At 62.3% G+C, this 12,448-nt stretch carries 14 protein-coding genes; 4 read left to right on the forward strand and 10 right to left on the reverse strand.

The genetic code is table 11. The features are described 5' to 3' along the window. The first annotated feature begins 362 nt into the window (after positions 1 to 362). Positions 363 to 821, forward strand: coding sequence for a cyclin-dependent kinase inhibitor 3 family protein (locus tag RCF13_RS12255; protein WP_021201830.1), 459 nt, complete (start codon positions 363 to 365; stop codon positions 819 to 821). A 314-nt stretch (positions 822 to 1,135) separates the two neighbouring features. Here RCF13_RS12255 and RCF13_RS12260 read toward each other — a convergent pair whose 3' ends face one another. Both RCF13_RS12260 and RCF13_RS12265 read right to left on the reverse strand, forming a co-directional pair. Further along, positions 1,136 to 1,810, reverse strand: a complete 675-nt coding sequence (locus RCF13_RS12260; protein ID WP_005413401.1) for a helix-turn-helix transcriptional regulator — start codon at positions 1,808 to 1,810, stop codon at positions 1,136 to 1,138. 1,206 nt (positions 1,811 to 3,016) lie between these two features. Next, the gene (locus RCF13_RS12265) at positions 3,017 to 3,277 is read right to left on the reverse strand and encodes a hypothetical protein (RefSeq protein ID WP_049401600.1); all 261 of its coding nucleotides are present in this window, start codon (positions 3,275 to 3,277) and stop codon (positions 3,017 to 3,019) included. 61 nt (positions 3,278 to 3,338) lie between these two features. Between RCF13_RS12265 and RCF13_RS12270 the strand changes: the two genes are divergently transcribed. Next, positions 3,339 to 3,539, forward strand: a complete 201-nt coding sequence (locus tag RCF13_RS12270; protein WP_032966765.1) for a hypothetical protein — start codon at positions 3,339 to 3,341, stop codon at positions 3,537 to 3,539. On the opposite strand, the gene RCF13_RS12275 is transcribed toward RCF13_RS12270, so the two are convergent. The 8 genes from RCF13_RS12275 to merT form a co-directional block, all read right to left on the reverse strand. Then, entirely contained in the window at positions 3,536 to 6,502 is a 2,967-nt protein-coding gene (locus tag RCF13_RS12275; RefSeq protein WP_308141218.1) for a Tn3-like element TnAs1 family transposase, read from the reverse strand. The two genes, RCF13_RS12270 and RCF13_RS12275, sit on opposite strands and share 4 nt — an antisense overlap. A 3-nt stretch (positions 6,503 to 6,505) precedes the next feature. Further along, positions 6,506 to 7,066, reverse strand: coding sequence for a recombinase family protein (locus RCF13_RS12280; protein WP_010921730.1), 561 nt, complete (start codon positions 7,064 to 7,066; stop codon positions 6,506 to 6,508). A 175-nt stretch (positions 7,067 to 7,241) separates the two neighbouring features. Next, a complete protein-coding gene (locus RCF13_RS12290) occupies positions 7,242 to 8,231 on the reverse strand; it encodes a DUF3330 domain-containing protein (RefSeq protein WP_003132006.1) in 990 nt (329 codons plus the stop codon). Continuing rightward, complete coding sequence (merE, locus tag RCF13_RS12295) at positions 8,228 to 8,464, reverse strand: broad-spectrum mercury transporter MerE (protein ID WP_003132004.1); 237 nt, start codon at positions 8,462 to 8,464, stop codon at positions 8,228 to 8,230. Before merE ends, RCF13_RS12290 begins: the two co-directional genes overlap by 4 nt. Then, complete coding sequence (gene merD / locus RCF13_RS12300; protein WP_000995360.1) at positions 8,461 to 8,826, reverse strand: mercury resistance co-regulator MerD; 366 nt, start codon at positions 8,824 to 8,826, stop codon at positions 8,461 to 8,463. Before merD ends, merE begins: the two co-directional genes overlap by 4 nt. A gap of 17 nt (positions 8,827 to 8,843) precedes the next feature. Continuing rightward, positions 8,844 to 10,529, reverse strand: coding sequence for a mercury(II) reductase (merA, locus tag RCF13_RS12305; RefSeq protein WP_003156770.1), 1,686 nt, complete (start codon positions 10,527 to 10,529; stop codon positions 8,844 to 8,846). 71 nt (positions 10,530 to 10,600) lie between these two features. Next, complete coding sequence (gene merP, locus RCF13_RS12310; RefSeq protein WP_003131987.1) at positions 10,601 to 10,876, reverse strand: mercury resistance system periplasmic binding protein MerP; 276 nt, start codon at positions 10,874 to 10,876, stop codon at positions 10,601 to 10,603. Between the two features lie 12 nt (positions 10,877 to 10,888). Further along, a complete protein-coding gene (gene merT, locus RCF13_RS12315) occupies positions 10,889 to 11,239 on the reverse strand; it encodes a mercuric ion transporter MerT (protein WP_003131974.1) in 351 nt (116 codons plus the stop codon). Positions 11,240 to 11,310: 71 nt separating this feature from the next. Between merT and merR the strand changes: the two genes are divergently transcribed. Together merR and RCF13_RS12325 are read left to right on the forward strand one after the other, a co-directional pair. Next, a complete protein-coding gene (merR, locus tag RCF13_RS12320) occupies positions 11,311 to 11,745 on the forward strand; it encodes an Hg(II)-responsive transcriptional regulator (protein ID WP_005413387.1) in 435 nt (144 codons plus the stop codon). A gap of 197 nt (positions 11,746 to 11,942) precedes the next feature. After that, positions 11,943 to 12,314, forward strand: coding sequence for a hypothetical protein (locus RCF13_RS12325; protein WP_021201824.1), 372 nt, complete (start codon positions 11,943 to 11,945; stop codon positions 12,312 to 12,314). Positions 12,315 to 12,448: the final 134 nt, after the last annotated feature.

A 12,448-nucleotide genomic window follows, 5' to 3' on the forward strand; every position in this document is an offset into this window, starting at 1 on the left:
CCAGTTCTGGCCAGGGCGCGATGAGGGTCGGTTGGCTAACGACATAGGCCACACAGCCCTCAAATCGCGATACCAGTTGTCAGGATATCAACCTGCCCACAGACTGTCTATCTGACTTTCCGATATTGACCCTTAGGTGTTCTCTCCAGTTCAACGATATCTGAACATCCGATATCCTAGCCGTGCAGCGAATGAGCGGGGAGCGCCCCGGCGCACGACGCAGAACGTTACCGCATGTTGGGAGAGCCGAAATGATGCGCACCAGCGCTAGCCACCCGTTACTGATTGCAGAGTTGCCTGTTGGAGCCCATGGAGGCGGCATAGGGGTGACATTTGCGCCAGGCAAGTACCAGGAAGTCGCCATGACTGGAGCATGGGCGAGAGACCTAGATGTGGACGTCTCGGCTATTCAGGACTGGGGTGCCACTCACCTAGTCACCTTGCTTGAGCCTTGGGAGCTCAAGGACCTTCGAATCGAGAGCTTACCGGCGATAGTGGCGGGGAAGGGCATCTCTTGGCATGGACTGCCAATCACTGATGGAGCCGCACCAGACGACAGACTCCTCAAAGATTGGCTACAGCTAAGTGCTGAGCTCGTCGCTGACATGCTGAGCGGTCAAAGGATCGTGGTCCACTGCAAGGGGGGGTTGGGACGCGCGGGAACGGTCGCTGCCATGCTTTTGCTGCAGTCTGGCGAGGCCAAGCGGGCATCGGATGCCATCCACATGGTGCGGCATGCCAGGCCAGGCGCAATCGAAACGATTGCTCAAGAGGAGTTCCTAGAGTACTGGGCGCAGAGCCTTCACCCGGGCGGAGCTTGACCACTCAGGTGCGCAGTCAGGAACTCAAGGACGAGTTGCCTGTGGATCCAGAACTCGAGGGCTTCTTAGGTCTGGATCCAGAAATCGACGGCGTCTCCATAGTGGATCTTCGCGAGGGTTCAGGGCACATCAAAAATTCGCTGCCTCGAAAGCTAAGAACCTTGCTGTCGCACGAATCAGGGTCTTGTGCTGGGGCCGGACCAGCGCTATCGCTGACTAAGGCAGGGCAACCTCCAGGGACTGTACTGCGACGGCGCGATCAATAGACATCTGTCAGATGTATCGCCACCACTATCGATCTAATGAATGCTGACTCAGCCGATGCGTGCTGCCTTAGGAGTTACGATCTGACTGCACTCGTGGCCGAGGCGAAACGCCACGACGTACAGGACCGTGGCATCCATCGGCATACCTGAGCCCATCCGAATGACGACCTTACGCTGACCGTGCGACAGTGATACTCCCAGTTCCCGCAGGACCTCAATGCGCTGCTGCAGCCCGTCGTAGATGTCTAGCTTGTCGACTTCTGAATACAGGTCTTGGCAGTCGCGATACTCACGGTAGTAGTCGACCAGTGCAGCAAACTCGCTCGCCGCCTCGCGCGACAGCTCGAAAGCCGGTTCGGACAGATCCATGTCGCACGAAACGATCAGGCTGGCCAGCTCGCGCCCAGCAGCAAGCGGGGACACCGCCAGGGTGATGTAGTCGCGCTCAAACTGCGCTTGCGCCGCCTGCAGTTCCTCGTCTGTCGGCAGCGAGAAAGGCTTGTTGAGTGCATCGATGTCATTGAAATCGAAGGCGCGCGCCAGTGCGCGACGGGTGTCGAAACTGGCCGAGTCACCCTGCTCAACCCGCTGAACTGTTCGCACGTTCAGGCCCGAGATCTCGGCCAATTGTTCTTGCGACCAATGACGCAACTGGCGGAACTGGCGAATGCAGGCGCCAACCTCAGCAGCGGTAAGCAGGCGAGGCGGGGTCTTGGTGGTCATAGAAGATAACTCCGGAGGGGTAGGGAGCCCAGATTAGGAGGGTGCCGAACTTGGAAACATGACAGTCGCCCGACAGGCCCCCGACACAGTTCAACTGCCAGGACTTGCCCCAACGAGAAATCCGGGGCAACTGCTTATGCGCCCGTGATGTTCTCCCCGTGCCCCCAGAGGGGGGCGAGGCCCAACTGCCTAGTCACTCACCACAGACCCCACCCTAGACGCGCAGGCGATCCGGGACAGCTCTATGGCGAGGGCTGATGGGGGGTCAATGGCTCCAACTCTGGCAAAACACCCCCAAATTGATGATGCAGTGCATTCATCCATGCCAGAACTGGTTCGCCTGGCCACAGGTGCGCCAGATTCAGAAGGGTTAGCATGGCAAGCGCATTGCTGTTCATGGCCACCCCCGCCAGAAGCGCGCCCGGGTAGCCATTTAACTGCCTTGCCAAGGGGTGAATCCCGGCATGGAGATAGGAGTTCAAGCCGACATAAAGGCATTGTCTGGCTCTGCCCAACAACTGTGATGCTCCTCGGGGCCCAGAGGACTCAAGCTTTACGAGCATGTCCTGAACGCCAGGGAGCCTCTTTGCCGCTTGCTGACTCTCCAGAGTCAGGGGCGCAAGAAGCTTCTCGATGTCGGTGTCGGTAGCTGCATAACATGCCCAGGTTGCACGCACGAGGGCCTCATACTGGGGCCGGACCAGCGAGATTGCTGACTGGGGCAGAGTAGCGATCAGGGACTGTACTGCCACGGCGTGATCAAGGGACATCTGGCAAAGTGCCGCCACCGCCGTCGATCTTCGGTCACGTCCATGCTCTATCTCCATCCAAGCGGCTCGAATTTCACCCAAGAGCTCTAAGGAGCCCTCCAGCACAGACGCCCGATCCTGGTCAGCCGATTGAGGCACAAGTCATCCTAGAATCGTGATCTGCAGGCAAGAGTAACGGCTCGTCCATCGGGCAAAGCCCTCAGTTGGCCGGCTGGGCTGCAGCATCTGTTAGCCGGTAATCTCTGCATTGCATCATCCGTGCATCAGCAATTTCTGCGTTGCGTCAGTCGCAAGTCAAATTTTTCTGCAATGGACCGTCTTGCACTGAAATTTTATTCCTCAAAAGCTGAAATCTCTGCAATGGCACCCTAAGAATGTCTGCGATGAACAGCGTTCTGGTCCGCGCGCGATTGCTTCCTATATTGCAACCATACGCTCAGCCAGCCAACCGCCGGGATCCATGATCGCGCGAGCGGACGATCCCGGTCGCAAATGGCTGGCTGCCGTCACTCTCGTGGCTTTGAGCGATCAAGGGGAGCAGTCTGGCCCACGTGTCGAACAGAAGCCTTGGATCTTGGTGGATCAGAAGCGAAACCCGCAGCGCATCTTCCATTGCCTTGAGGTAGCCGCGGCGTATCTCAAGTGCGTTCTCGCAAGCATTGGGGCGACCAAGAATTTGTGTGATCGCGGAGGCCATAGCAGTCTGGACAGGAGGGGAGGGGAAGGCGATAGTCTGCAAACGTCTAGACGATCCCGCAATGAGCATCCTCAACGTTCTCCTCACTCGTGACCACCTCGTCGTCGCAGCGGATACCCTGGCAGAGGATGCTCTCACAGGGGCGTATTCCGCGGGGGCAAAGCTGCTGCTGATCCCTCAGCACAACGTAGTGCTTGCTGCGCGCGGGTCTACGCAATTCTTCCTGGGGGGCTCGCAGAATTCGGAAAAAATCGTACGCTAAGGTTTTCCGGGCATCCGTAGGGGCCGAAACTTCCCGTCTTCCAGTCTGCGGCTCTGCCGCCAGACGTAATCGCCGGTGAGGTTGATGTGCTCCCAGCCCAGCGGCGACAGGAATTGCAGCAGCTCGCCGTCCACCGGCTTGCCGGCCTCGACCAACCCCTGGGTGGCGCGCTCCAGGTACACCGTGTTCCACAGCACGATAGCCGCCGTCACCAGGTTGAGGCCGCTGGCCCGGTAGCGCTGCTGCTCGAAGCTCCGATCCCTGATTTCCCCAAGGCGGTTGAAGAACACCGCCCTGGCCAGCGAGTTGCGCGCCTCACCTTTGTTCAGGCCGGCATGCACGCGGCGGCGCAGCTCAACACTTTGCAGCCAGTCTAGGATGAACAGCGTGCGTTCGATCCGGCCCAGCTCGCGCAGGGCCACGGCCAGGCCGTTCTGGCGCGGATAGCTGCCGAGCTTGCGCAGCATCAGCGAGGCAGTGACGGTGCCCTGTTTGATCGAGCTGGCCAGGCGCAGGATGTCGTCCCAATGGGCGCGGACGTGCTTGATGTTCAGGGTGCCGCCGATCAGCGGCCGCAGCGTCGGGTAGGTCTGCACGCCCTGCGGCACGTACAGCTTGGTTTCGCCGAGGTCGCGGATGCGCGGCGCGAAACGGAAGCCCAGCAGGTGCATCAGGGCGAAGACGTGATCGGTGAAGCCGGCCGTGTCGGTGTAGTGCTCCTCGATCCGCAGGTCGGACTCGTGGTACAGCAGGCCGTCGAGCACATAGGTGGAATCGCGCACGCCGACATTCACCACGCGGGTGCTGAACGGCGCGTACTGGTCGGAGATATGGGTGTAGAACAGCCGTCCCGGCTCACTGCCGTACTTCGGGTTGACGTGTCTGGTGCTCTCGCCCCGGCCGCCAGCCCGGAAACGCTGGCCATCGGAGGATGAGGTGGTGCCGTCGCCCCAGTGGGCGGCGAAGGCATGCTGGTACTGGTGGTTGACCAGCTCGGCCAGGGCCGCCGAATAGGTCTCGTCGCGGATGTGCCAGGCTTGCAGCCAGGACAGCTTGGCGTAGGTCAGACCGGGGCTCGACTCGGCCATCTTGGTCAGCCCGAGGTTGATCGCATCACCGAGGATCGCGGACAGCAGCAACGTCCGGTCTTTGGCCTCGGCCCCGTCCTTCAGGTGGGTGAAGTGGCGGCTGAAGCCCGTCCAGTCGTCCACGTCCATCAGCAGTTCGGTGATCTTGATGCGCGGCAGTAACTGACTGGTCTGGTCGATCAGCGCCTGCGCCCGATCCGGCACCGCCGCATCCAGCGGGGTGATCTTCAACCCGGACTCGGTGAGGATGGCATCGGGCAGCTCGTTGTCCTTGGCCAGGCGGGCGACAGTGGCCAACTGCTCGTCCAGCAGCTGCAAGCGCTCTTCCAGATACTGGTCGCTGTTCGGGTTGATCGCCAGCGGCAGGGCCTGTTCCCGCTTGAGCGCGGCGAACTTCTCGGCCGGCAGCAGGTAGTCGTCGAAGTCGCGGAACTGCCGCGAGCCCTTGACCCAGATGTCGCCGGAGCGCAGGGCGTTCTTCAGCTCGGACAGGGCGCAGATTTCGTAGAAGCGCCGGTCGAGGCCTTCCGGGGTGATCACCAGTGGCTTCCAGCGCGGCTTGATGAAGGCGGTGGGAGCATCGGCCGGCACCTTGCGCAGGTTGTCGGCGTTCATCTCGCGCAGCGTCTGCACGGCTGCCAGCACGCCCTGCGCGGCCGGGGCGGCGCGCAGCTCCAATACCTCCAGCAGAGCCGGCGTGTAGCGGCGCAGGGTGGCGAAGTTCTCGCCGACCAGGTGCAGGTGGTCGAAGCCCTCCGGCCGGGCCAGCAGCTCGGCTTCGCTGACGCTCTCGGTGAACTCGTCCCAGGGGATCACCGCCTCGATGGCGGCATAGGGGTCGCTGCCGGCTTCCTTGGCCTCCAGCAGCGCCTGGCCGATCTTGGAGTACAGGCGCACCTTGTCGTTGATCGCCTTGCCCTGCTTCTGGAACTGCTGCTGATGCTTGTGCTTCGCGCCGCTGAACAGCTTGACTAGGATGCGGTCGTGCAGATCCACCAGCTCATCAATCACGGTTGCAGTGCTCTCCAGCACCACGGCGGCCAGGGTCGCATAGCGCCGCTGCGGCTCGAACTTGCCGAGGTCTTTGGGCGTCATCTGCCCACCCTCGCGGGCCAGCTTGAGCAGGCGGTTCTGGTGGATGTGCCGGCCCAGGACTTCGGGCAAGTCCACCAGCTGAAATGTCTTCAGCCGCTCGATGTGCTCAAGCATGTGCCGAGAGTTGGGTTTCAGCGGTGCCTGGCGCAGCCAGGTCAACCAGGTGATGCTGCTGCCGGCCTTGAGCTTCAACAGCTCGTCCAGCTTGGCCCGATGCGAGTCCGTGAGCGGTTCAACCAGGGCGCGGTAGACCCGCCGATTGGCCCGTGCAATGGCCTCCGAGCAAGCCCGGTCGATCGCGCTCAACGCCGGCAGGATGCGTCGCTTCTGCCGCAGGCTCTCCAGCGCCTGGCCGGCCAGCAGCAAGCCCTTGTCGGTCTGCTGGGCCAGTTCGGTCAGCTCGCGCACCAGGGCGCGGAAGTCGGACAGGCCGAACGGGGCCAGTTGAAGGTAGGTGCGCAGTTCCTGGGCGTGCTCGCGACGGGTCACATCGCGCTCGCCGTACTTCGTCCAACTCGCCGGATCGGTCTGGACTTGCTTGGCCACCCACAGGATGACCGGTTCGGGCAGCTCGCTGTCAGTGCCCAACGCATAGCCGGGGTAGCGCAGCAGGCAGAGTTGCACGGCGAAGCCGAGGCGGTTGGCGTCGCCGCGCCGCTGACGGATCAGCGACAGGTCGGAGTAGTTGAAGGTGTAGTAGCGGATCAGGTCATCCTGGCTTTCTGGCAACGCGAGCAGGGTGCCCCGCTCCGTGGCCGAGAGGATCAAGCGACGCGGCATGTGTCAGTCGTCCGTGCGGAGGTACTGGTAGAGGGTTTCCCGGCTGATGTTGAACTCGCGGGCAAGCTGCGCCTTGGGCTCGCCGGCCGTCGCTCGCTGCCGCAGGGTAGCAGCCTGCTCATCGGACAGGGCTTTCTTGCGGCCCCGGTACGCGCCACGCTGCTTGGCCAAGGTGATGCCCTCACGCTGCCGCTCGCGGATCAGGGCGCGCTCGAACTCAGCGAAGGCCCCCATCACCGACAGCATCAGGTTGGCCATCGGCGAGTCCTCGCCAGTGAACACCAGGCCCTCCTTCAGGAACTCGATGCGCACGCCGCGTTGAGTCAGCTTCTGTACCAAGCGACGCAGGTCATCGAGGTTGCGGGCCAGCCGGTCCATGCTGTGCACCACCACTGTATCGCCTTCGCGGACGAAGCTCAGCAGCGCTTCGAGCTGGGGGCGCTGGGTGTCCTTGCCCGATGCCTTGTCGGTGAACACCTTGCTCACCTGTGTCTGTTCCAGCTGGCGTTCCGGGTTCTGGTCGAAGCTGCTGACCCGGACGTAGCCGATGCGGTGCCCCTGCACGATGTCTCCTTGGTTGAAGGCGGCTTAAGTGCTCCTTCTGTTCCGTTGTGCCTCAAACCCCGTTTCTGTCAGGCTGAAATCTATGACCTTCGCAGGCATGTGTCAAAAAATGCGAAAGATGACTCTATTCTGACTAAGCGGCGCGGCCCTGCCTGACATCCAGTTAGGGTATGCCTCAATCTGACGGTAGCGAGTCGCAGGCGTTCGGATCGGCATCGGTTTCGTTCCCTGTCTTGGCACGCGCTTCGAAGCGTTGATAACACTCCAACCCGCAGAAGTGCTCGACGTATTCCGCGCCTTCCGGGGTGAAGGCGGCATCGAGCGGGATTTCCTTGCAGCACACGCAGCAACTGGTGGTGGTCGAGTCACTTGCATTCATGGTGGCACCCCTCCATTGACTGACGAAGACGGCGAATGCCGCCGCCGGCATTGGCTTCGCGAACAGGAAGCCTTGTCCTGTGTCGCAGTCCGCTTGTCGCAATAGATCAAGACTCGCCGATGTTTCCACGCCTTCAGCCACCACATCCATGCCCAGCCCGTGCGCAAGCTGAATCACGGTGTGCACGATGGTTTGGTCGCGGCGGTCGTTGGCGAGCCCGGCGACAAACGATTGGTCGATCTTGAGCGTGCTGATTGGGCAGCACTTCAGATGTTGCAGACAGGAATACCCCGTCCCGAAGTCATCGGCGGCGAAGCGCACACCGATCTGCCGCAAGGCGTCCAGGGCGGGGAAGATCGCCGGATCACCAAACGCGACCGATTCGGTCAGCTCGATTTCGAGATACTCGGCGGGCAACTCGGCATCAGCCAGCACGCCCTTTACCCACCCGTCGAAGTCCGGTCCCACTTGGCTCGCCGAAACATTGACGGCCAGCCGGAACGGTCGCCATGCCAGCATTCGCCAGTCACGCATCTGGCGGCAGGCTTCGCCCAGCACCCAAGCGCCGATTTCAGGCATCAGGCCGGACGATTCGACCACGGGCAGGAACTGGCCCGGTGGCAATAGTCCAAGCGTCGGATGACGCCAGCGCAACAGGGCTTCCGCGCCGACAATCCCACCACTGCGCAGATCGACGACGGGCTGGTAGTGCAGTTCAAGCTGCCCGCGCTCGACCGCTTGGGCCAGTTCCGGCGTCGTCCATCCATCCGGCCGGAAAGCGCTCATTCTCTTTCCCTGAATGCCCGCAACGCCCGCGACAGGGACAGAAGGAACAGGCCGGTCAAACCGAGCGCCGCGATGACCCAATGCTCGCCGAGGAAAGCACCGGCGGTTGTGCCGGCCAGCACGACAGCGAGGATGGGCAGGTGGCAGGGGCAAGTCAGCACAGCCAGTCCGCCCCACAGGTAGCCGGTGATCGGTTTGTGCGTCTCGGACGGCAAGCGCTCGGGGTTGTTCATGGCAGACTCTCCGCGTGCTGTGCCGGCTCGGTCGGCAGGGTGGCCAACTGCACTTCCAGATCGGCCAACGCTTCGCGCCGACGCTCGACGAACTGACGCAGCAGGGCAAGCTGCGCGGCCGCTTCGTCGCCGTCCGCCGCATCCAGCGCCCGGCACAGCCGCGCCAGCGCGTCGAGGCCGATGCCCGCCTCGAAGGCCGCCCGCACGAAGCACAGCCGTTGCAAGGCGGCGTCATCGAACAAGCCGTAGCCGCCTGGTGTGCACGCCACCGGGCGCAGCAATCCGCGCAGCAGGTAGTCGCGCACGATATGCACGCTCACCCCGGCATCAAGAGCCAGCCGGGACACCGTGTAGGCGTTCATTGAACACCTCCTTTTTCTCACCCGGCGCAGCAGGAAAGCTGCTTCACATCCTTGTTGAAGGTCTGCGCCGCGAGCTTCAACCCCTCGACCATCGTCAGGTAGGGGAACAACTGGTCGGCCAGTTCCTGCACCGTCATGCGGTTGCGAATGGCCAGAGCCGCCGTCTGGATCAGTTCACCCGCTTCCGGCGCGACCGCCTGTACGCCGATCAGCCGATGGCTGCCTTCCTCGATAACCAACTTGATGAAGCCGCGTGTGTCGAAGTTGGCGAGCGCACGCGGCACGTTGTCCAAGGTCAAGGTGCGGCTGTCGGTCTCGATCCCGTCGTGGTGGGCTTCCGCCTCGCTGTAGCCCACGGTCGCCACTTGCGGATCGGTGAACACCACGGCCGGCATTGCGGTCAGGTCGAGCGCCGCATCGCCGCCGGTCATGTTGATCGCGGCACGGGTGCCGGCCGCTGCCGCCACATAGACGAACTGCGGCTGGTCGGTGCAGTCGCCGGCCGCGTAGATGTTCGGGTTGCTCGTGCGCATGCCTTGGTCGATGACGATGGCACCTTGCGCATTGACAGTGACCCCCGCTGCGTCCAGCGCGAGGCTGCGCGTGTTCGGTGTCCGACCGGTGGCAACCAGCAGTTTGTCGGCGCGCAATTCACCGTGCGTGGTGGTCAGCACGAATTCACCGTCCATATGGGCGACCTGGCTGGCTTGCGTGTGCTCCAGCACCTCGATGCCCTCGGCACGGAAAGCGGCTGTCACCGCCTCGCCGATGGCCGGGTCTTCACGGAAGAACAAGGTATTGCGCGCCAGGACCGTGACCTTGCTGCCCAGCCGGGCAAAGGCCTGCGCCAGCTCCAGCGCCACCACCGACGAGCCGATTACGGCAAGGCGTTCGGGAATGGTGTCGCTCGCCAGGGCCTCGGTGGAAGTCCAGTAGGGTGACTCTTTCAAGCCCGGAATCGGCGGGACCGCCGGGCTGGCACCCGTGGCGACCAGGCAGCGGTCGAACATCACGACGCGCTCGCCACCCTCGTTCAAACGGACGGTAAGGCTCTGGTCGTCCTTGAAGCGCGCCTCACCGTGCACAACGGTGATGGCCGGATTACCGCCCAGGATGCCTTCGTACTTGGCGTGCCGCAGTTCGTCGACGCGGGCCTGCTGCTGGGCCAGCAGCTTACTGCGGTCAATCGTAGGCACAGTTGCCGCAATACCGCCATCGAACGGGCTTTCCCGGCGCAGATGGGCGATGTGGGCGGCGCGGATCATGATCTTGGACGGCACACAGCCGACATTGACGCAGGTGCCGCCGATGGTGCCGCGCTCGATCAGCGTGACCTGCGCGCCTTGCTCGACGGCCTTCAGCGCCGCCGCCATCGCGGCTCCACCGCTGCCAATGACCGCTACCTGCACCGGGGGCTCGTTGCCACTGTGCTTTTCGGCGGCGGCCATCCATCCCCGCACCTTGTCGAGCAGTCCGACGCGGTTGTCCGCCAGTGGCGCATCGGCTAGCGTTGCCTTGTAGCCCAGTCCGGCCACGGCGGCAGTCAGCGCGTCCGGCGATGTGCCCGGCACGATGGCGAGTTGCGCTGTGCCCTTCGGATAGGACACCAGCGCCGACTGCACGCCTGGCACTTTTTCCAGCGCTTCCTTGACGTGCGCCGCGCACGAGTCGCAAGTCATGCCGGTGATTTTTAGATGGGTCATGCAACAGATCCTTTATCGTTTGTGGCGCCAGACAATGACGTCCGTTGTGCTGCGGTGCCGTTTTCAGTGACTCACTGCTTGACGCTGGACGGATAGCCCGCGTCTGCGGTTGCCTTGGTCAGCTTCTGCACGCTGGTCTTGGCATCGTCGAAGGTGACGACCGCTTGGCGTGTCTCGAAAGTCACGTCAACTTTGCTGACGCCTTCGACCTTGGAAATCGCCTTCTTGACAGTGATCGGGCAGGCGGAGCAGGTCATGCCCGGTACGGACAGCGTGACGGTCTGGGTGGCGGCCCAGACGGGGGCAACAACGGCGGCGAGGGCGAGGGAGGCAAACAGTTTCTTCATGGTGAACTCCGATCAGTAGAAAAATGGCATGACGTAGGGAAATCCGAGCGCGACCAGAACCAGCGCGGCCACGATCCAGAAAATGAGCTTGTAAGTAGCTCGCACTTGGGGAATCGCGCAGACCTCACCCGGTTTGCAGGCCGCTGCCTGCCGGTAGATGCGCCGCCAGGCGAAGAACAACGCCACCAGCGCCACGCCGATAAAGATGGGGCGATAGGGTTCCAACACCGCCAAGTTGCCGATCCAAGCGCCGCTGAACCCCAAGGCGATCAGAACCAACGGCCCGAGGCAGCAAGCCGAGGCGAGGATGGCGGCAAGCCCTCCAGTGAAGAGCGCGCCGCGCCCGGTTTTTGGTTCAGACATGCGCTTGTCCTTTCGAATTGAAATTGGATAGCGTAACCTTACTTCCGTACTCATGTACGGAGTCAAGCGATATGGAAAACAATTTGGAGAACCTGACCATTGGCGTTTTCGCCAAGGCGGCCGGGGTCAATGTGGAGACCATCCGTTTCTATCAGCGCAAGGGCTTGTTGCTGGAGCCTGACAAGCCCTATGGCAGCATCCGCCGCTATGGCGAGGCGAATGTAACGCGGGTGCGCTTCGTGAAATCAGCCCAGCGGCTGGGCTTCAGCCTGGATGAGATCGCCGAGCTGCTGCGGCTGGAGGATGGCACCCATTGCGAGGAAGCCAGCAGTCTGGCCGAGCACAAGCTCAAGGACGTGCGCGAGAAAATGGCTGACCTGGCGCGCATGGAGGCCGTGCTGTCTGAGTTGGTGCGCGCCTGCCATGCGCGAAGGGGGAACGTTTCCTGCCCGCTGATCGCGTCACTACAGGGTGGAGCAAGCTTGGCAGGTTCGGCTATGCCTTAGCGTGCTTTATTTTCCGTTTTCTGAGACGACCCCTTAGAAAGCCTAGTCAAAGAGCTGTCACGAGAACACCGTTAGCTTAGCGTACGATTTTTTCCGAATTCTGCGGTTCCCCCTTCCTCCGCATCTACGAGCTTGCACTGCAGGCCAGCTTCCGCGCAGATTTCACAATAGAACAGCTATCTGCCGAGCTAGGGCTGGTGGTGGACCAACTCTGGCCGAACTTTGAGAAAGCGGTTAGCGAAGCGGGATTGCCGATCGAGCAACTCGGGACCGAGTTGGTGCTTGGTGGATGGTCGTTGAAGAACGGCCGGATGATGGCCACGGCGTATGCGAAGAGTGACAGCCGGCGCCCTTGCGTTGTCCAGCCGATCGGGGGGCAGATGGCGTCGCCGGGCGAACCGCTCCAGGCCGCGACCCCTAGCATGGCCCAGGTGGATCTGCTGGCCCATGCGCGTCTCCAGGTCAGCTACCTCAATGGGCAATTGGGCCGGAAAGTAGCAGGAGGTCGACTGCTAGTTGGGTTTCTGCAGAAGGGGCAAGCCCTGCTCAAGGATCTAGGAGAGATCTAGGTCGCGGGAGTCAAATACGCTAGGGGCTGAAATCGAAGTTCAGGTCTGGCCCTAAGGCAGAAGGCCAAAGCAGACCAAGGTCGTCCGTGGATTTGGGATGTTTATCGAGGGCAGGGTGGATGTCCGCTTCTGGC

Source organism: Stenotrophomonas maltophilia group sp. RNC7 (genome assembly GCF_030910085.1).
In the GTDB taxonomy this organism is placed as follows: Bacteria; Pseudomonadota; Gammaproteobacteria; order Xanthomonadales; family Xanthomonadaceae; genus Stenotrophomonas; species Stenotrophomonas sepilia.

What these genes read in the sequence shown, in the direction of transcription:
- RCF13_RS12270 (WP_032966765.1), top strand. Translation starts at nt 3,339, where the DNA reads ATGAGCATCCTCAACGTTCTCCTCACTCGTGACCACCTCGTCGTCGCA.
- merT (WP_003131974.1), bottom strand. Translation starts at nt 11,239, where the DNA reads ATGTCTGAACCAAAAACCGGGCGCGGCGCGCTCTTCACTGGAGGGCTT.
- RCF13_RS12260 (WP_005413401.1), bottom strand. Translation starts at nt 1,810, where the DNA reads ATGACCACCAAGACCCCGCCTCGCCTGCTTACCGCTGCTGAGGTTGGC.
- RCF13_RS12255 (WP_021201830.1), top strand. Translation starts at nt 363, where the DNA reads ATGACTGGAGCATGGGCGAGAGACCTAGATGTGGACGTCTCGGCTATT.
- merA (WP_003156770.1), bottom strand. Translation starts at nt 10,529, where the DNA reads ATGACCCATCTAAAAATCACCGGCATGACTTGCGACTCGTGCGCGGCG.
- merE (WP_003132004.1), bottom strand. Translation starts at nt 8,464, where the DNA reads ATGAACAACCCCGAGCGCTTGCCGTCCGAGACGCACAAACCGATCACC.
- RCF13_RS12265 (WP_049401600.1), bottom strand. Translation starts at nt 3,277, where the DNA reads ATGGCCTCCGCGATCACACAAATTCTTGGTCGCCCCAATGCTTGCGAG.
- merP (WP_003131987.1), bottom strand. Translation starts at nt 10,876, where the DNA reads ATGAAGAAACTGTTTGCCTCCCTCGCCCTCGCCGCCGTTGTTGCCCCC.
- RCF13_RS12290 (WP_003132006.1), bottom strand. Translation starts at nt 8,231, where the DNA reads ATGAGCGCTTTCCGGCCGGATGGATGGACGACGCCGGAACTGGCCCAA.
- merD (WP_000995360.1), bottom strand. Translation starts at nt 8,826, where the DNA reads ATGAACGCCTACACGGTGTCCCGGCTGGCTCTTGATGCCGGGGTGAGC.
- merR (WP_005413387.1), top strand. Translation starts at nt 11,311, where the DNA reads ATGGAAAACAATTTGGAGAACCTGACCATTGGCGTTTTCGCCAAGGCG.
- RCF13_RS12275 (WP_308141218.1), bottom strand. Translation starts at nt 6,502, where the DNA reads ATGCCGCGTCGCTTGATCCTCTCGGCCACGGAGCGGGGCACCCTGCTC.